Origin of the sequence: Pedobacter cryoconitis, from assembly GCF_014207135.1 — a bacterium.
Taxonomy (GTDB): Bacteria; Bacteroidota; Bacteroidia; order Sphingobacteriales; family Sphingobacteriaceae; genus Pedobacter; species Pedobacter cryoconitis_D.
Map to the genome: position 1 here is coordinate 113,430 of NZ_JACHCC010000007.1, position 18,256 is coordinate 131,685.

Sequence of the window (18,256 nt, forward strand, 5' to 3'; positions counted from 1 at the left end):
CAATAATTCCATACCTGCTCTTGCTACATCCGGCTAAGATTATGAGTGACTTAGTATTCAAATAAACCGAGTTGAAAATGGTTTTTCTCATATGCTGTTGAATTCCTTTTTTAAGGATTAATGTGTATTGATATAAGTGGTAAATATAATTTTTTTAAATTGTTACTATGTTAGATTTTTACCTGATACCGGATCATCAACGCCAGCCCGGCTACCCTGAAGAAGTAGAGTTGGAATTGGCTGGTGAACTTGATTATAAGACTTTTGGAAATCTACAGAAGTCTGGGATAATCGGAAGTAATTATGATTACTATACTGATTTCAGGTGGGACACAGACATCATCAAACAGATCTGCCATAAAATAAATCTTAATCAGCGCTTACATCATGGAGATATTGAAAATTTGCTGGCCATTTTGAACAAGGCCAGATCACTGAATATGGGTTTGCTGGCTTATGCTGATTAATTTTATTTATTTAAGTAAACCATCCTGGATGGTTTTAACTTTTATATCATTTGTTTTTCCTGATCACCCGGGAGGCTAAACCGGAGCGTCTCTTGAAATGGATAAAGTATCTTCATAAAACTCAGTCTGGAAATGAGCAAAAAAAGAAAGCAAAATGATACTGTCTTCATATGGCTGATTAATGTTTTGGGTTCTGACAGCTATTGAGTAAATAAAAAAAGCCTTTCAGATTATACTGAAAGGCTTTTAAAAGAATTTTAAGGAATTGTTATTTAGTTTGCATGAGTTTGGTCATCTGCTCTTTCAACTCATTAATCTGTTGCTGCTGTGCCTTATTCTGTTTATCAGTCTCATCTTTTTGCTGAATGAGATACAAAGTCAGTTCTTCTACCTTTTTAACAAGTAACTTATTCATCTCACCTAAATTAACCCCATCTGTTTCCACTTGCTTTGCCGATGGTAGCTCTGGTAAATGTTTATTATTATCCAGGTAGTTTTTTAATTGCGGAAGAGAAAGTAATGCATATTCTTCATTGAAAACATAATCCGGCCAGTTTGCAGTCTCTACTTTGATTGCCCGTGCCCGTATATTTCCGTTGACTGATAGTTTATCCGTAGGGTTTGAAGTCCCAATTCCTACATTTCCAGATTTAGCAATACGCATAGCTTCCGTTCCCTGAGTCGTACCCTCCCCATTAGGGAAAAATGTAATATAACCATAAACAGAAGACCTGTTGTCTAATCTGAATTCACCGCTGCCGGCTGATGAATAAAGCAAAGCAGGATAGGTATCGTTGCCGATAGCCATCATTCCTGAATTCAAATCACTTTTAATATGTAATTTGGCAAAAGGTTTATCAGTTCCAATCCCAACATTTCCGGTGGAAGCATTATTCAGAACCAGAGGGAGTGCTTCTATAGATAGTTTCTTGAAAACATTATCCCCAAATACATCAATGTAACTCAAATTATTAGTTAAGTCGGCATTGATATACATTCTACCTTCTCCGGTTCCGTTGCCGCCACCAAGCCTGATTTCACCCTGTTTACTATTGCTGTATACCTGTAATCTGGTAATTGGATTTGCTGTACCGATACCTACATTCCCACCAATATCGGTTAGAGCTGTTTGCGCATTAGAGATATGATATGCCATGAAAAGACATAAACTTAATAAAAGTGATTTCATAAATAGCTGATTGTTAATTCGCTCTAAAACTAGACAAAAAAAGCCTTTCAGAACATAATTCTGAAAGGCTTTTAAAAAGAGTGGGGGGAGAAGGATTCGAACCTTCGAAGTCTTGCGACAACAGAGTTACAGTCTGTCCCATTTGGCCACTCTGGTATCCCCCCGATTAAAAAATAAAGCTCCAGATTGCTCTGAAGCTTTCCTGGGTGGAGAATAGCGGAGTCGAACCGCTGACCTCTTGCCTGCCAGGCAAGCGCTCTAGCCAGCTGAGCTAATCCCCCGGGGTGGCAAAAGTAATTAAAAGTTTGACTGTTGCAAATTAAATGTTGAAATAAACTATAAAAGGGCTTTGATCAATTTCAAAGCCCCAATTATTACTAGATTAATGATTAATCAGGGACATAAAAAGCTATGCCTTCATTTACAAAATCACCATTCCCGATAGTAGGCTGATTATCTGGTGTAAAATAATGATCGCTGTTTCTCGAACTATAATACACATAAACAGGTGCTCTATCTGCGCCTGCTGAAGGATAAGCATGAAATGCTATACCCTCATTTCTAAAGCTGCCATTTCCTATGGTGGGTTGATTATCCGGCGTAAAATAATGATCACCTGATCTTGAATTATAATAAACATAAACAGGTACGGTGCCGGTGGCAGGCGCCGAGAAAGCATAAAAAGCTATGCCTTCATTTAGAAAACCACCATTTCCTATGGTAGGTTGATTATCGGGGGTGAAATAATGATCGCTGGATCTTGAATTATAATAGACATAAACAGGAACATCCCCCAATGCTTTCACTCCTTTATCTTTAAGGTATTGATTGATATATAATCTTACAGCTTCCTTCTTTGCAGGATTGGCAATCAGATCAGAAAGTGGAATAGCTCCATCTTTTACAATCTCAATCAGTGTAGCGTTTGCCGCAGTGCAAGTACTTTGCCAGTTGCTGATATTTACTTTTGTGATAGGCTTATCCAGCTCAACTTCTCCTATTACTCCTTTAGTCCCGTCTCCACCTACTGTACGGTAACTTAAAGTTTGATTAGTATTCGTTTTAGCCAGACTTTCATCATAGGTAAAATCGGCATTTAACGAGAAAAATTTGATAAGTCCATGAGCAGCAGCTCCAGCGGTTGCCGCTTTCTTTTTATCCGAACTGGTGGTTGTAGAGCGATAATTAATCTCAAGTTTTGCACCCAGGACAATGTTACTCAATACGTGAGTTCCATAAGCAGCTACCAATTGCTGTGGAGTCATTGTGTTAATATCTGATTTAAAAGCATCTGATAAATAATTAGCTATAATCAGGTCATTTGATGCATTAACTTTAACAGATCTTTGTTTATTAATCTGTGATAGGTGAGCATAAGAATATTTGTTAGATGCTTTCATCGAATCCTTATAAGATCCGTATACCGTTCCTCCAAAAAGTTTAAAGTCAAGAGAGCCGCTAAACTTACCGGATAAATCACGGGAATAATCTTCTGAATTTGCGCCTGACTCAATTGTAGTATACTGATCCGGGGCGATGCTATTTTCAACCCTGTCAGGGTGCTCAAGTTTTAATTTTGCGATATCAATAACTTTAAATCTTGAAGCACTTGCATTGCCATACTCGCCTGTTGCATCGTATCCATAACCCAGTAAATCATATAGGCCATCTCCACCAGAGGCCACTTTACGGATGTTTTCAGGGTTTCCGGGCAGGTTTTTAAATTGATCTTTTTTACATCCGGCTACTGTACACAATAGTAGCATGACGAATGGAAAGTAGTTTTTCTTCATGTTTGTCAATGGTCTAAATATTAATTTATATGGTTTAAATTATTCGAATATATAAAATATTTATACATATTGACAACTGTAGTAATTTTTAAAATAAATTAAGGTTGTTTTATTTGGTGTTTATAGTGTTAAATTATTAAAATTTTATTCAATAATACTTTATTGGTGTTGAAAATTGAGCTTTTTTGACTTGTATAGTGACTGTTTATTTCAGGTAACGAACTTTAAATTAACATATTGTTAATCTATATAGGTTATCAGTGTTGTTTTAAGTCTTATGTGAAATTATTTTATTTAAACCGGTAGGAAGGAACCGGTGAAAGAATGGTTACCTTAGAGGTAATCTTTTAGCAACGTTAACTGATCAGTCAAATTTATCTCTTGATTGTTATACTTCTGCCGGTAACCAGGTTAAAAGTATAGATCCGGTATAATCCATCATCTGATATTTCAATCTTCTCTACCAACCCTGTTTTACTAAATGTATCGGTGACCATGTCGCCTTCTTTTACATCTTGTAATACATCCAATGGTGTGTCATTATTTAATCTGATCATGGTATTTGCGGATAAAATACAAATATACACTATCCTTAAAGGATAACGGCTTAATGTAGCCCTTTCCTTTTGACATCGGCTAAAAATCTGATTAGATCCTGGCAAAACTTGTCAGGTTGTGCATAATGAACATTATGTTCCACTCCGGGATATTCAACCCTGGTAATCAGGTGAGGAAATTGGTTAGTCAATGCAACATTTTCTTTTTCAAAAGGAATTGGATCATTTGCTGATACCGGGTCAAGGATAAGCATAGGAACAGTTAAATTTCTGAATATTATTTTAGGTTGAACCATGGTAATTGAGGTACCATATAGTGGAGATTTATTAGGTTTCAATACAAGGTCTCTGAATTGTTTTTCGTTTTCCATCGAGAAGAAATTTGCTAAACCCTGATAAGTAATCCAATGGTTTCCTCGTTTTTTGATAATATTCAATAACTCGGGCTGAGTTCCGCCTATCGATTTGTCGTAAAGACTTAAATAGGCCTCCATTTCAGAATCATAACTCTTATTATAAAGACTATCAGCTTCGGCGGAAGGTACAATGGAACTGAGTTTTTTCTGAAGTATTTCATCGCTCATGCTGTGATTAAAACTGTTAAAGGCGACAGAACCACCATCTTCTAGTATCAAACCTTTTACCCTTTGTGGATAACTCTGATAAAAGGCTGCAGCAATATAACCCCCTCTGGAAAATCCACCAATCACAGCTTTATTAATTTTCAAAGAATCCATTAAAACAAGTATATCATCAGCAGAATGATAAAGGGACACCTCATGTGCAGGTATTGGTGTTTGTCCATGCCCATAGTAATCAACAGCAATCAGATAATAACCTCCGTCAGTCAATGTTTTAGCCAGTTTTGCCAGTTCATAACTATGACTGAAACTGCCATGAGCCCAGATTAATGGCGTATCCGAAGGATTACCCCATGTTAAATAGTGCATCAGTACATTGTTAGTCTGAACATATCCGCCATGTATATTCTCAAATTCAAGATAGGCCGACTTTGCCTGCTGATACAATTTTTCTAAATTTGTCGTATCTGAATTCCTGTCATATTGTGCAAACACGGACGTTCGCTCCGTTATGGTCATTAAACAGATCAATAATATAATTGATTTCATATCAGGTTTACGCTTAAATAAGACCTAAAGCTAGAAATATTCAAAACCTGAACCCCTTTTTCACTAACCGCGGTCAATAACATGACGTTCAGAAGATCCCCAACAACATTTAATCCAATGAAACTTAAATTAAACAACAATTTTTTTGTGATTACCGGCGGCCCCGGATCCGGAAAAACCACCTTACTCAGCGAACTCGAAAACATGGGATACCAATGTATACCTGAAGTTGCCAGGGAAATTATTAAAGAACAAATGCGAACAGACGGAGAGGCCTTACCCTGGAAAAATAAAGAACTTTTTAAACAATTGATGCTCGATCGTTCGGTTGCGGATTATGATGATGTAAGTATTAATAATGACCTGCCGGTTTTTTTTGACCGCGGAATATTAGACACATTAGCTTACGCGAAACTAATTCGTTCGCCACTGAATAAGGATATGGTTCGTCGTTATGCCCAAACTTACAGATATCATCAGAAAGTTTTCCTGTTGCCGCCCTGGTTTGCTATTTATCAGACGGATGATGAACGTAAACAAACATTTGAAGAAGCTGTTCGGATTTACGAGGTTCTGAAAGAAACCTACGGTACCTATCTTTACGAAGTGATAGAGGTACCCTGTGTGTCAATTAACAAAAGGGTAGCGTTTATTTTGGAAGAAATCAGTCAGGCATAACCTAATTATTATCCCTGACTGATTATATAATGCACAGGCTCTGCTGTATATTATTTTCTGGTCAGATTATATTCATTTCCTTCCGTTTGTTTTGTATGATCGCTACCATCATGCATCTGAATGGTCTTTTCATCAACAACACTGAACGAAGTTCCCCTGTCCATTAAATTGGTATAAGCCAGATATATTTTTTTAGCAGTGGCATCATATTTCCACTTTCCTTTACTGTCCATTGAAGGGGCGGGTTTATTGTCTGCGCCTTTGTAGACCTCTTTTAATGTAAAGCTGGAGTCAGCATTAAAAGTAACCTCGACTGCAGATTTCATTTTTCCAACTGGTACTTCACCTGTAAAGGTTCCAACGGTAAACGCTGCTGGTGTTGCAGTCGTAGTGGTGGTCGCTGTAGAATCTGTTGCCGTCTGTGCAGCATTTTTAGAGCTGTGACAAGCACTGGTTAAACTAACAACGGCAGCCAATATTGCTGCATACATGATTTTGGTGTTCATATTAGTGTATTTATTGATCAATAGATGTTTGTGTGTTAACGTAAATGTAACGAAATAATTACTTTCTTAGGCATAAATAATGCCAGAATGATCGCTCATGCTGTAAGCCGGGATCAAAACAGCTGTAAAGCAATTTGTCTATATTTGCCGGAATGAAACCCGCAATTTATAACTCCAAATACTTTATTACCATCGGAGTCTTTATTTTATTGTGTTTTAGTGGGATTGGTTACTTCATGACCAGTAAATTCAACAAACGCACAGAAAGGATCAGTATTGATATGGCCACCAAGATCTATCAGCTGAAATCCAATATTATCTATAATGAATTCAGAAGTTTCATCAGAGGCTTAAACAATTCCGAAACGATTATTCCCCAGATCAGATCCAACACTGATTTTCATCACGCAGAACAAATGGTCAGTGCACTCTTACTGAGCCATCCAAAAATAAAACGCGGCTGGTATGCGATAGTCAAAGGAAAAGATACTGTTTACAAAACAATAACTAAAGAAGGGCAACAGTATAAAGAAGGAACAATACTGAGTTATCAGAAAAAATTCATCCACAGTCAGCTGGTCAGAAAAGACAGCGCAATCAGAACCGGAACCATGATCAATGTATCAGATTCCCTGCATTGTCTGTTAGCATCCAGACATCGTCTGGCTGATTCCTCTGTGCTGATCCTTGGACTGGATGTCAACTTCAGAGATTTACAGCATTACCTTTGGAGTGTAGACAGTACCGGCCGGGCTTCTGCATTTATTATCGATTCGGCCGGATATTATATCACCAATCTCGAAGAAAAACTGATTGGTAAACGCATGGCAGGTCCTGTTAAAAGAACCGGGACCCAGTTTCTGGGAGACAGCATCAGCAGTTATGAAATTGTAAACTCTGCGTATCTGCAGCTTCCTGTAGTCCGTTTTTATACGCCTTTACATATAGGCCCGATGAAATGGACCATGATAGTGGATACCCCCGTCCTGGCAGTCGACGAAGATGTAAAAGCCATAGAAAAATATGTGATGATCATGTTTGTCTCCACAGCTTTGATTATACTGATTCTGATCTCCTGGACGCAGGCCAAATGGCAAAAACAATTTATGCTCAGGCAGCGGGCCGAGTTAGCTGTAGAACGTCAGCAAAAAGAAAATGCCGTTTTACAGTTAGATAAACTCAAAGAAAAGCTCGATCCACATTTTTTATTCAATTCACTGAGCTCTTTAAATGGTCTGATAGAAGAGAAACCGGCGCTTGCAAAATCATTTGTGGTGAAGCTTTCAAGAGTGTACCGCTATGTGCTGGATCCTACACCAAACGGACTCGAATTAGTCTCCAGGGAAGTCGGTTTTGCCAATGAATATTTTTTCTTATTGAAAATACGGTTCGGCGATGCTTTAGCCTCGCTTGAAATAGATTTGAATGAACAACATTCCTCTGCTTATATTCCCTTTATGAGTATCCAGACACTGGTCGAAAATGCAGTGAAACACAATGTCGTTTCCAAATTAAAACCATTGTATATCAGTATTAAAAGTGAGGGCGATGGGATACTTGTTACCAACAATTTACAGTTAAGGAACGATGTGAAGGATTCTGGCAAACAAGGGCTAAAATACCTGCAGGGAATTTACGCGCATTTCGGAGACCTTCATTTGAATTACGGGATTGAAGATGGGACCTATAAATGCTTTTTACCCCTCATTAAAAATCCATCCACTCCTTAAATCTGCGCTTTCACTTCGCATAATGGCAAGCTCACTTTTAATAATTTCATAATCTGGCAACTAAGGGGGATTTTGTGGCATGATTTTGAATAAAAAATTTTTGAGATTGTCTTTTACTGCGCTCTTTTTATTGTTCTGCAATGTAAATGGCTATACTCAGATGCCTAAAAAATTACCAAAACCTACAGGTAAAACTACTAGTAAAAAAACACTTACGGATACACTCAGTAAGAAAGCCAAGACCGACAGTACCAAAAATAAGGAACTGAAAAGTTATGCGGAATTATTGAAAAAAGCGACAACACTGAATGGTCTGTTTAAAGTTCATCAGGTAGAAGCAGATTACTACTTTGAAATTCCATTGAACCTGATGGAAAAGGACTTTCTGATCGTCAACAAAATTTCGTCAGTACCTCTTGCACTTAACGAATCCGGCCTGAATAAAGGGATGAACTTCGACAATAAAGTAGTTCGTTTTTCCAGAAATAAACTGGCCAAAACAGTATGGGTAAAGACCATCGTACCACAGATCGAGTCGGCTCCGGGTGATGCGATTACCCGTTCTGTAAACGATAATTTTACCGGTTCAGTTATTGAATCATTCAAGATTGAGGCCTATTCGCCCGATTCATCTGCCGTTGTTATTAAAATGAACAAGGTTTTTGACGGAACGGAAAAAAGCTTCAATGATGTATTTACAGATTTAGGATTGGGAGCCTCCCCTAAATCGTCTTTATCAGCTATTGAAAAGGTTAAAACTTTCCCACAGAATTTAGTCATCCGCGCTTTATTAAGTGCCCGTGTGATGGATGCAGGAATTAGCGTACCCATCAGTATAACCGTTACTACAAATCTTCTTTTATTACCAGAGAAACCAATGAAACCGCGTTTTGCGGATAACAGAGTAGGTTTCTTTAGTACACCGAGATGGTACTTCTCTGATGCACAGCATAAGATGGAAACAAGGGAACTGGTTACCAGATGGAGAATGGAACCTAAACCTGAAGATCGTACCAGATATCTGAAAGGCGAACTGGTAGAGCCAGCTAAGCCAATCGTATTTTATATAGATCCTGCGACTCCCCCAAAATGGAGAAAAGAAATTATAGCAGGTGTTCATGACTGGCAGAAAGCCTTTGAACAGGCTGGTTTTAAAAATGCTATCCAGGCCCGTGAAGTAAAAGATACTGCCGATTATGACGGTGATGATGTCCGTTACTCTGAAATTACTTACGCCGCTTCGCCAAAATCAAATGCAATGGGCCCTGCGGTTGTAGATCCACGTTCGGGAGAGATCCTGGAATCTGATGTAGTCTGGTGGCATAATGTAATGATCTCTGTTCAATCCTGGATGCGCGTGCAGACTGGTATAATTGACACAGGAGCAAGATATAATCAATTGTCAGATGCAAGAATGGGACATGCTATCCGTTTCGTCTCTTCACATGAAATTGGCCATACCCTGGGTCTGAAACACAATATGGCTGCGTCGGCTTCTTTCCCGGTAGACTCTTTACGTTCACCAGCCTTTACTAACCGTATGGGTGGTACAGCTTCTTCTATTATGGATTATGCCCGTTTCAATTATGTGGCACAACCCGAAGATAAGGTCACTAATATTACCCCGCAGATCGGCGTTTATGATACCTACGCCATTGCCTGGGGATATCGCTGGCTGGATGTAGAAGATCCGCATAAGGAACTGCCAATTCTTAAAGAATGGATTAAAGTACATGCAAATGATCCTTTGTACCGCTTTGGCGAGCAGCAGAGTTTACTGAATACCATTGATCCCCGTGCGCAGTCCGAAGATCTTGGAGATAATTCGGTTAAAGCCAGCCGTTACGGATTAGCCAATTTAAAACGCCTGATTCCGCAAATAGCGGCATGGTCAGCGCCTGAAGGTGATAATTACTATGAAGCAGGTAAATTATATATGGCTGCTATATGGCAGTGGCAGGCTTATGCCGAACATGTGACTGCAAATATCGGTGGGTACTATTTAGAAAACCCAGTGAGCGGAGATGGCAAAAATGCTTTCACACCTGTACCTGTAAATATCCAGAAAGAAGCTTTGGCTTATCTTAAAGAACAGGTATTCTATATGCCAGACTGGTTGTTTAATAAAGAGCTTCTTCAAAAAACTTTTCCTTTAAAAGATACCCCGGTAGGACCGCTTGAATACGCACCTTACAATATGAGACGTGAATCCCAGTATGCATTGCTTTACAGCCTGCTGAGTGAAAGTCGTTTATTAAGAATGCTGGAGATGGAAGTGCTGATGGGAAAAGACAAGGTATTTACAGTGGCAGAGTTATTTAAGGATATACGTCCTGCGGTTTTTGCGAAGACCTTAAAAAGTAAATCACTTTCTATCACTGACCGTATGCTGCAGCAAAACTATGTGGATGTATTATTGGTGAGTACGGATAAGATGATGGAAAAGATTACCAAGAAATCGTTGAAACAGTCAAACCTGATCAATTTACCACAAACATGTGATCTTGGTCTGAACCGAGATTTCGAAACTCCTGCGGCCGAATTAAGAAATATCTACGTGACCTCAATGAGCCGGACCTCGGATGCAGCTTCTGCAAAAAGAGGGGAGCTGCTTCAGATTTTATCACTGCTTGAAAATAATAAAAACACAGGAGATGAATCGACTAAAAGTCATTATATGGATTTAATCCTTCGTATCCGTCAAAGCCTTAAAACGAATTAACCGATTTCACACACACACAAATACACACACATCAATTTATTCAGCCGGGCTGCTATACACACCCGGCTGAATTTTCAAACACACCTCAAATAAATACTATGGTTAAAAATCTACTCTTATTTCTTGTCCTGATTGGCCTCGGCTTATCCGGATATAGTCAAAAAAAGACCGCCATCAGTGGTCAGGTTTTAGATCCGGAAGGATTGCCAATCCCTGGAGCATCCGTTTATGTGGATAAATCTACGATAGGGGTACAAACAGGACTTAACGGAGTTATCCAGAACATAGCCATTGGTACTGTAACCGATTCGGAAGGTAAATTTACTTTAAGTGTTCCCGAAGGGACTCCAACCATCCGCGTAAGTTACATGGGTTATAATTCCATGCTGGTAAACATTATCAATAAAACGAAACTCACCATTTCAATGGAAAGTAATGAGAACAATTTGGGTGAGGTGGTTGTCAATGGTTATACTGCAATTGCAAAACGTAAAAATACGACGGCAACAACGGTATTGGAATACAGTAAAATGCGTCAGTCGGGTGTTTCTGGTATCGACCAGATGCTGGAAGGACAAATTGCAGGGGTGGCAGTAACGACGCTGACCGGTGGTCCGTCTGCTGCACCAAAGATCCGTATCCGTGGTACAGTTTCTTTAAATGGTGGCCAGGACCCACTATGGGTATTAGATGGTATCCCGTTGGAAGGGACTAACATGCCTAATAATTTAACAGATAAAGATAATATTGACCAGTTACGTAACTTACCAATTGCGGGATTAAACCCTGATGATATTGCGGATATTACGATTCTGAAAGATGCAGCAGCGACTTCAATTTATGGAGCCAGAGCAGCAAACGGCGTTATTGTGATTACGACAAAAAAAGGTAAAAAAGGGCCGGTTTCCATTAACTTCAATGCGAATACCTTTATCGCTGAACGTCCTGACTTTAGCAAATTAAACCTGATGAACTCGACAGAAAAAGTTGATTTCGAATTGGGCCTTGCTGCAAGACCAGATTTAACCTTCAGAAACAATCAGGGTGAGATTATCAGGATCCTGAATAAAAATAATGAACTGGATAATTACCAGGCTAATGGTTTTTCAGCATTAAGTCCTGCGACACAACAACAGATCAACTCACTCCGCCAGAACAATACCAACTGGGGAAAAGAACTTTATCAGACCGCAATCAATCAGCAATACAGCTTAAGTCTGTCGGGTGGTAATGACCAGGCGAACTACTATTTTTCTGGAGGTTATTACGATGAGAAAGGAACCTCTATCGGTACAGGTATGAAAAGATATAACCTGACTTTAAAAACTGATTTTAACATTTCTCAGAAATTAAAGTTCGGAGCAGCTATTTTCGCTTCCAAAACAGACCGTAAAAATTACCTGGCTGACATTGACGGTTTCACGAATCCGGCAAAATATTCCAGAAATGTGAACCCTTATCAGGTGATCAGAAATGCTGACGGTAGTTACGCTTATGACCAGGATATCTTTGGAACCAGTAATGCTATCCGTGATATCTATGTACCATTTAACGTCATTGAAGAGAGAGAAAATACCAGATATACTTTAGGTAATAAAAGTTTGAAGAGTATCCTGGATATGGATTATCAGATTACCAAAGACCTGAAATTACATTCTGAGCTGGGCTTACAGTTTGATGAAACGGGAAGCGAAAAATATGCTGGTATTGATTCATACTATGCACGCAGAATTAAGGAAACGACAAGTTATTACGATTCTAAAAATAAGAAATATGCTTATTTCCTGCCTGTAGGAGGGATTATTGAAAACCAGAAGACCTCTTTTTTCCAGTATAACTGGAAATCCTTACTGGAATATAAAAAGGTCATCAATGAGAAGCATGAGATTGAAGCCCTGGCAGGTACAGAATTCAGAAAAAACAACAATGAAGACCTGATGACCAAAGGGTTCGGTTTCAATGAACGTACACTGACTAATCAGAACATTATATTTCCAAATTCAACACAGTCAGATAATCCGAGTTTCCGTACTTATAGGAAAGATAAGCTGGCCAATGCTTATGCTTCTTTCTACGGTACACTTTCGTATACTTATGATAGAAAGTACACCGTCTATGGTAGTGTCCGTTATGACGGATCAGATTTATTCGGTGTAGATCCTAAATATAAATACCTGCCAATTTATTCTGTTTCCGGTGCATGGAATGCGAATGAAGAAGATTTCGTGAAAAACCTGAAATGGATTTCTAATTTACGTATCCGCAGTTCATACGGTATCCAGGGAAATATTGATAAAAATACTTCACCAATGATTGTCGGCAGATACAAAACTGCTGAAATATTACCAGGTAATGTAGAGAATACAATCAGTGTGGAAAGTCCTCCGAATGACAAACTGCGCTGGGAAAAAACAACTACGTATAATGCCGGTCTGGATTTAGGTTTATTCAACAATGCATTCCAGGTTACATTCGACTATTATAACCGGAACAGTAATGACCTGATCGGTTTACAATCACTACCCTTAGAAAATGGTTTTGAATTTACCAACAAGAACTTTGCACAGGTAAAAAATAAAGGACTGGAACTGACTATTTCGACAAGGAATATCAGTACTAAAAAATTCCAGTGGTTTACAGATTTTAATATCGCCCATAACAAAAGTAAAGTAATCAGAGAGGAGCAAAGTGCAAACCTGTTTACCCCATCCAGACAAGGATATCCGGTAAATGCTCTTTTTGTCATGAAAACAGCTGGTCTGGATGCTGATGGTATTCCACAGTTCATGCAGAATGGAAAAGTTGTTTCCATGGAAAATTTCTACAAAATATATGATCCATTTGCAGAAGTTCAGGCAGGTCTGGCAACTGGTACTGCTTTAAGCAACAAAGAATACCAGAGCCTGTATACTTATGCCGGCGACAGAGATCCTAAGTATACTGGTGGTTTGATTAACCGTTTCCGTTATGGTAACCTGGACCTTTCTATCTCGGCAGTTTTTAACCTGAGCCAGATGATGCTGATCAATCCTTCTTATAAACCGGCATTGGTTGACCGTGGAATGAACTATTCAAGAGATATCCTGAACGCATGGACACCGACTCATACGAATACAAACCAACCTAGGATTATTGATAAAAACACAGGTGACGGAAGTCGCTGGATGGCTGCTGATTTTATGAACACCAACGATCCTGGAAACTCTTATAAATACCTGGATGTTTTCGCAAAGAAGGTCAGCTATATGCGCTTAAACAGTATTCGTTTAGGCTATACTTTACCAGCAAAGATCTCTTCAAAAATCAAGGCAAATGCATTGAGGTTTAGCGTAGAGGGCAGAAACCTGTTTGTATTGAGCACTGGTTACAAAGGATATTTCGATCCGGAAACTTACGGTAACATTTACGCGCAACCAATTTCAAGAAGTATCTCTATCGGTGTAAATGCAACATTTTAAAGATTAAAACAGAAATTCAAATGAAGAAACTTATACAGATCTGTGCTGTGCTGATGGTGCTAACCACCTTGGGCAGCTGTAAAAAATACTTAGATATACAACCGGTAGGAAGAGTAATCCCTACTACTTCGGATGATTTCAGGGCCCTGTTAACCATGGGGTACAATGGTTTTGCCGAGCATAAATCATTACTGGCTATCCGTACCGATGAATTGGTGATCAATGAAAATAATTATGACCTGTCCACCTATCGCGATATCTACAGATGGAATGATGGTTCTCCGGATGCTATAACCCTTCATTTTCCTTACCTGGCATTTTACAATACTATCTTTTATGCCAATGAAGTGATTGCCGAAGTGGAGAGTAAAGTGGGTAAAACTGCAGCAACCGATCAGATGAAAGGGGAGGCTTATTTATTACGTGCCTATTGCCATTTTGAGTTGCTGAACCTGTTTGCCAAACCTTATCAGGCATCCACTGCATCCAGTGACCGCGGTATCGCATTAGCGCTTAAAATGAACCTGGAACAGAATTATAAACCAGCTACAATTGAGGCTACCTATGCCCAGATACTTGCTGATATCGATGAGGGCCAACAATTATTAAATGTAGTTGATTTCCCGGCGGGTAAAAACTATCGTTTTACAACCCGTGCCGCACTGGCACTGAAAGCGAGAGTATATGAGTTTAGGGGAGCGTACAACAATGCACTGGATGCTGCTCAGAAGGCTTTACAACTGAACAATCAATTGGAAGACTTAAACGTAGCTGGTAGTCGTTTACCTAACCATTACCTGGCTAAAGAGAACATCATGGCTATGGAAAAAGCATTCAATGTTTCGGTTTCGAAAGCATTCTTTATCTCTCAGCATTTACTTCAGATCTACGATCAGGCGAACGATCTTCGTTTTCCGGTCTATTTCAGTAAATCGGATGATCGGTACGTTTCTCTGAAAGGGGCAACAAATGAACTGAATATTTCTTTCCGTAACGGAGAATTATACCTGATTCAGGCCGAAGCTGCTTTACAAACAGGAAACCAGGCACTGGCTACAGAAAGTTTACTGGCCCTGAAAGCCAAACGTTTAAAACCTGCTTATTTTGCAACAGAAAAAACGAGAATCCAGGCTTTAGCTAAACCAGCTCTTTTACAGGAAATCCTGAATGAAAGAGAAAGAGAACTGGCATTGGAAGGTCACCGCTGGTACGATCTGAGAAGATACGGACAGCCTGCCCTGACGCATACTGTAGACGGAGTAAATTATACCTTACAGGCAAATGATCCGAGATATACTTTGCCTTTCCCTAAAGAGGCGATCGTAAATAATCCGAACCTGCAATAAAACAGGGTTTCCTTAATGAATTAACTCCGGTCTGTCGCTACAGGCCGGAGTTTTTTTTTACATTTACGGTTAAGCAATTAAGACATGACCGTATTGATTATTGAGGACGAAGAACTAGCTGCAGTTACCCTGCAGAATATGCTCGTACACATTAATCCCGCTATCCGGGTACATGCCATCGTAGGTACCGTAGAGGCTGCGGTGAACTGGCTTCAGCAACATACAGCTGATCTGCTCTTTATGGATATCCATCTGGGCGACGGAGAAAGTTTTCAGATTTTTCAGCAGGTTGCGGTCAGTAGTCCGGTGATCTTTACCACGGCCTATGATCAGTATACTTTAAAAGCTTTTAAAAACCAGGGGATCGATTATCTGCTGAAGCCCTTTGATGAGGAAGATGTACGTAATGCATTAACCAAACTCAGTAATATTCAGAATACCGCTGACCCTTCAGCACCCCAGCTTGCCCGGAAAGTAGAAGCCGTTTTAGGTAAACCCCGTAACCGTTTTATGGTGAAGGTAGGCAAGCTGATCAAAACAGTACCTTCCGATCAGGTAGCCTATTTTATGGCTGATGATAAATATCTTTTTTTGATGACTAAAGATCATCAGAATTATATCATTGAAGAAACTATAGGAAGTCTGGAACCTAAGCTGGACCAGGAACATTTCTTCAGGATCAACCGTAAGTTTATCATCCATATCAATTCGATCCGGGAGATGTATAAGCTTTCGCGTAACCGCGTCAGGATTCATCTGTCTCCAAAACCTGAAGGTGTGGAAGTCGTGGTGAGTGAAGAAAGAGCAGAGGCTTTCAAGCAATGGCTGGATCAGTAATTAAGGCACGGTTTGTGTTATTGATCTGAAGAAGAATCAAGATGAACCAAGCCGAAAAAATAAGCAGAAACGAAGAAATCACCCAAGCCTATTTTACTTTATTAGACCAGCACCTCGCTGATTTAATCTCCGGAAGGGAAATAGAAATGATGGAGATCAGTCAACTGGCTGACCGGCTTTTTATTTCAGCAAAACATTTAAGTCAGACTATTCAGTTAACGATGGGACATCATCCCTGTCATTTTTATGATCAGAAAATTCTGGATGCTGCAAAAAAGATGATACTGGAGACCCCTTTATCTATTGCGGAAATTGCCAGAAAACTAACTTATGATCCTTCTAACTTTTCTAAATTTTTTAAAAAATACACAGGTAAAACACCCGGTCAGTTCAAACAGGATGAATTAAACAGCACCAGTTGAAACTTCCGAAAAGTTCACCACATAACGCTCTGCTTAAATAGCAATATTTGTTTAATTAATCATAAAAAAAAACGTTATGGCTGGAAATGATTTGAAAGGTAAAGTAGTACTAATTGCCGGAGGGGCTAAAAACCTGGGTGGATTATTAAGCAGGAATTTTGCAGAAAAAGGGGCTAAAGTTGCTATTCATTATAATAGTGACCATACAAAGGAAGCAGCCGAAAAAACGTTAGCTGATATTAAAGCAAAAGGCGGAGAAGCATTCCTGTTTAAAGCAGATTTCAGACAGGTAGAGAATATCAGTAAGTTTTTTGCAGAAACCAAAGCAAAGTATGGCGGTATTGATATCGCTGTGAATACTGTAGGACAAGTGTTGAAAAAACCATTCGGAGAAACAACCGAAGCAGAGTACGACAGTATGTTTGATGTGAATTCTAAAATTGCTTATTTCTTTATTCAGGAGGCTGGAAAACAGCTGAATGATCATGGGAAGATCTGTACAGTAGTGACCTCGTTGCTGGCAGCTTATACAGGTTATTATTCTACCTATGCTGGTGGAAAAGCTCCGGTAGAACATTTTACCAGGGCAGCATCCAAAGAATTTGGTGGAAGAGGAATTTCAGTAAATGCGATTGGCCCCGGGCCGATGGATACCCCGTTTTTCTATGGTCAGGAGAGTGACGACGCAGTAGCTTATCATAAATCTGCTTCTGCCCTGGGTGGATTAACTGATATCAGAGATATTGCTCCGATAGTCCTGTTCCTGGTTACCGAAGGATGGTGGATTACTGGTCAGACCATATTTGCCAACGGCGGATATACCACAAGATAATGAGCGTTTTATAGAAAAATTCCAGTGTATTCTCACTGGAATTTTTTATTTTGAATCAAAAATCCCTATGATATTAAAAATTATCAATTCAATACTGATCCTCTTTGCGCTGTATATGGGGATCAAACAAGGATGGGCCATGTTCTCGGGTAAAACAGCCATGCTGGAGATGTTCGGTAAATGGGATATGGGCAAAACCAGTGTAATGGTTTTAGGTGCTTTTACCATGATTGGTGCGATCCTGGTTTTATTTCCTAAAACATTTGTATTGGGCAACTTTATCACTGCGGCAGGGATCTTACTGATTATTGCTTTCCATTTAAGTGACCGGGATTTAAAAGGTGTGGCTATTGAACTTCCTTTTCTGATACTATCTCTTCTTATTATTTATTTACAGCATCCACTGGCGAAAGGTTAGCTCTGGGTACTGTTCGGGATGAGGCCAACATGAGGCCAACATGAGGCCACGTTCAGGCCAGGTTTTACCCTAGGGAAAAGGTGGGGTGATGTAGTGTATATGTTGGTTTACTGATGGGGATTTCTGGTATCATGACCGGACAATTGCAGACAATAGCGGACAATACCAGAC

The 18,256-nt window shown here is 39.4% G+C and carries 15 protein-coding genes and 2 tRNA genes; 10 read left to right on the plus strand and 7 right to left on the minus strand.

The features are described 5' to 3' along the window. Positions 1–167 precede the first annotated feature (167 nt). The gene (locus HDF25_RS13995) at positions 168–467 is read left to right on the plus strand and encodes a hypothetical protein (protein ID WP_184625726.1); all 300 of its coding nucleotides are present in this window, start codon (positions 168–170) and stop codon (positions 465–467) included. A 268-nt stretch (positions 468–735) separates the two neighbouring features. On the opposite strand, the gene HDF25_RS14000 is transcribed toward HDF25_RS13995, so the two are convergent. The 6 genes from HDF25_RS14000 to HDF25_RS14025 all read right to left on the minus strand — a co-directional run bounded on the left by HDF25_RS14000 (position 736) and on the right by HDF25_RS14025 (position 5,136). Then, positions 736–1,656 (minus strand): hypothetical protein, encoded by a 921-nt coding sequence (locus tag HDF25_RS14000; protein WP_184625728.1) that lies wholly within the window; start codon positions 1,654–1,656, stop codon positions 736–738. Between the two features lie 81 nt (positions 1,657–1,737). Then, positions 1,738–1,820: transfer RNA gene (locus HDF25_RS14005), tRNA-Tyr, on the minus strand. Positions 1,821–1,863: 43 nt separating this feature from the next. Then, a tRNA-Ala gene (locus HDF25_RS14010) sits at positions 1,864–1,937 on the minus strand. A 108-nt stretch (positions 1,938–2,045) separates the two neighbouring features. Continuing rightward, complete coding sequence (locus HDF25_RS14015) at positions 2,046–3,449, minus strand: MAC/perforin domain-containing protein (RefSeq protein WP_184625730.1); 1,404 nt, start codon at positions 3,447–3,449, stop codon at positions 2,046–2,048. Between the two features lie 374 nt (positions 3,450–3,823). After that, positions 3,824–4,006 (minus strand): hypothetical protein, encoded by a 183-nt coding sequence (locus HDF25_RS14020; RefSeq protein WP_184625732.1) that lies wholly within the window; start codon positions 4,004–4,006, stop codon positions 3,824–3,826. 50 nt (positions 4,007–4,056) lie between these two features. Beyond that, positions 4,057–5,136 carry an alpha/beta fold hydrolase gene (locus HDF25_RS14025; RefSeq protein WP_184625734.1) on the minus strand — a complete coding sequence of 360 codons (1,080 nt, stop codon included), beginning with the start codon at positions 5,134–5,136 and terminating at the stop codon, positions 4,057–4,059. 117 nt (positions 5,137–5,253) lie between these two features. Between HDF25_RS14025 and HDF25_RS14030 the strand changes: the two genes are divergently transcribed. After that, complete coding sequence (locus HDF25_RS14030) at positions 5,254–5,814, plus strand: AAA family ATPase (RefSeq protein ID WP_184625736.1); 561 nt, start codon at positions 5,254–5,256, stop codon at positions 5,812–5,814. Positions 5,815–5,864: 50 nt separating this feature from the next. On the opposite strand, the gene HDF25_RS14035 is transcribed toward HDF25_RS14030, so the two are convergent. After that, positions 5,865–6,320 (minus strand): copper resistance protein NlpE N-terminal domain-containing protein, encoded by a 456-nt coding sequence (locus tag HDF25_RS14035; protein WP_184625738.1) that lies wholly within the window; start codon positions 6,318–6,320, stop codon positions 5,865–5,867. Positions 6,321–6,472: 152 nt separating this feature from the next. Between HDF25_RS14035 and HDF25_RS14040 the strand changes: the two genes are divergently transcribed. The 8 genes from HDF25_RS14040 to HDF25_RS14075 all read left to right on the plus strand — a co-directional run bounded on the left by HDF25_RS14040 (position 6,473) and on the right by HDF25_RS14075 (position 18,085). After that, on the plus strand, positions 6,473–8,050 hold the full coding sequence (locus tag HDF25_RS14040) for a sensor histidine kinase (protein ID WP_184625740.1): 1,578 nt from the start codon (positions 6,473–6,475) through the stop codon (positions 8,048–8,050). 160 nt (positions 8,051–8,210) lie between these two features. Continuing rightward, positions 8,211–10,772 (plus strand): zinc-dependent metalloprotease, encoded by a 2,562-nt coding sequence (locus tag HDF25_RS14045; RefSeq protein ID WP_221450906.1) that lies wholly within the window; start codon positions 8,211–8,213, stop codon positions 10,770–10,772. Positions 10,773–10,870: 98 nt separating this feature from the next. Further along, entirely contained in the window at positions 10,871–14,230 is a 3,360-nt protein-coding gene (locus HDF25_RS14050) for a SusC/RagA family TonB-linked outer membrane protein (RefSeq protein ID WP_184625744.1), read from the plus strand. A gap of 20 nt (positions 14,231–14,250) precedes the next feature. Beyond that, positions 14,251–15,576 (plus strand): RagB/SusD family nutrient uptake outer membrane protein, encoded by a 1,326-nt coding sequence (locus tag HDF25_RS14055; protein WP_184625746.1) that lies wholly within the window; start codon positions 14,251–14,253, stop codon positions 15,574–15,576. 84 nt (positions 15,577–15,660) lie between these two features. Next, complete coding sequence (locus HDF25_RS14060) at positions 15,661–16,413, plus strand: LytR/AlgR family response regulator transcription factor (RefSeq protein WP_184625748.1); 753 nt, start codon at positions 15,661–15,663, stop codon at positions 16,411–16,413. A gap of 41 nt (positions 16,414–16,454) precedes the next feature. After that, positions 16,455–16,835 carry a helix-turn-helix domain-containing protein gene (locus HDF25_RS14065; RefSeq protein ID WP_184625751.1) on the plus strand — a complete coding sequence of 127 codons (381 nt, stop codon included), beginning with the start codon at positions 16,455–16,457 and terminating at the stop codon, positions 16,833–16,835. Positions 16,836–16,911: 76 nt separating this feature from the next. After that, a complete protein-coding gene (locus tag HDF25_RS14070) occupies positions 16,912–17,667 on the plus strand; it encodes an SDR family oxidoreductase (RefSeq protein ID WP_184625753.1) in 756 nt (251 codons plus the stop codon). Positions 17,668–17,734: 67 nt separating this feature from the next. Beyond that, positions 17,735–18,085 carry a hypothetical protein gene (locus HDF25_RS14075; RefSeq protein ID WP_184625755.1) on the plus strand — a complete coding sequence of 117 codons (351 nt, stop codon included), beginning with the start codon at positions 17,735–17,737 and terminating at the stop codon, positions 18,083–18,085. Positions 18,086–18,256 lie beyond the last annotated feature (171 nt).

What these genes read in the sequence shown, in the direction of transcription:
- HDF25_RS14030 (WP_184625736.1), top strand. Translation starts at nt 5,254, where the DNA reads ATGAAACTTAAATTAAACAACAATTTTTTTGTGATTACCGGCGGCCCC.
- HDF25_RS14035 (WP_184625738.1), bottom strand. Translation starts at nt 6,320, where the DNA reads ATGAACACCAAAATCATGTATGCAGCAATATTGGCTGCCGTTGTTAGT.
- HDF25_RS14060 (WP_184625748.1), top strand. Translation starts at nt 15,661, where the DNA reads ATGACCGTATTGATTATTGAGGACGAAGAACTAGCTGCAGTTACCCTG.
- HDF25_RS14050 (WP_184625744.1), top strand. Translation starts at nt 10,871, where the DNA reads ATGGTTAAAAATCTACTCTTATTTCTTGTCCTGATTGGCCTCGGCTTA.
- HDF25_RS14000 (WP_184625728.1), bottom strand. Translation starts at nt 1,656, where the DNA reads ATGAAATCACTTTTATTAAGTTTATGTCTTTTCATGGCATATCATATC.
- HDF25_RS14015 (WP_184625730.1), bottom strand. Translation starts at nt 3,449, where the DNA reads ATGAAGAAAAACTACTTTCCATTCGTCATGCTACTATTGTGTACAGTA.
- HDF25_RS14025 (WP_184625734.1), bottom strand. Translation starts at nt 5,136, where the DNA reads ATGAAATCAATTATATTATTGATCTGTTTAATGACCATAACGGAGCGA.
- HDF25_RS14045 (WP_221450906.1), top strand. Translation starts at nt 8,211, where the DNA reads ATGCCTAAAAAATTACCAAAACCTACAGGTAAAACTACTAGTAAAAAA.
- HDF25_RS14055 (WP_184625746.1), top strand. Translation starts at nt 14,251, where the DNA reads ATGAAGAAACTTATACAGATCTGTGCTGTGCTGATGGTGCTAACCACC.
- HDF25_RS14075 (WP_184625755.1), top strand. Translation starts at nt 17,735, where the DNA reads ATGATATTAAAAATTATCAATTCAATACTGATCCTCTTTGCGCTGTAT.
- HDF25_RS14070 (WP_184625753.1), top strand. Translation starts at nt 16,912, where the DNA reads ATGGCTGGAAATGATTTGAAAGGTAAAGTAGTACTAATTGCCGGAGGG.
- HDF25_RS13995 (WP_184625726.1), top strand. Translation starts at nt 168, where the DNA reads ATGTTAGATTTTTACCTGATACCGGATCATCAACGCCAGCCCGGCTAC.
- HDF25_RS14065 (WP_184625751.1), top strand. Translation starts at nt 16,455, where the DNA reads ATGAACCAAGCCGAAAAAATAAGCAGAAACGAAGAAATCACCCAAGCC.
- HDF25_RS14040 (WP_184625740.1), top strand. Translation starts at nt 6,473, where the DNA reads ATGAAACCCGCAATTTATAACTCCAAATACTTTATTACCATCGGAGTC.
- HDF25_RS14020 (WP_184625732.1), bottom strand. Translation starts at nt 4,006, where the DNA reads ATGATCAGATTAAATAATGACACACCATTGGATGTATTACAAGATGTA.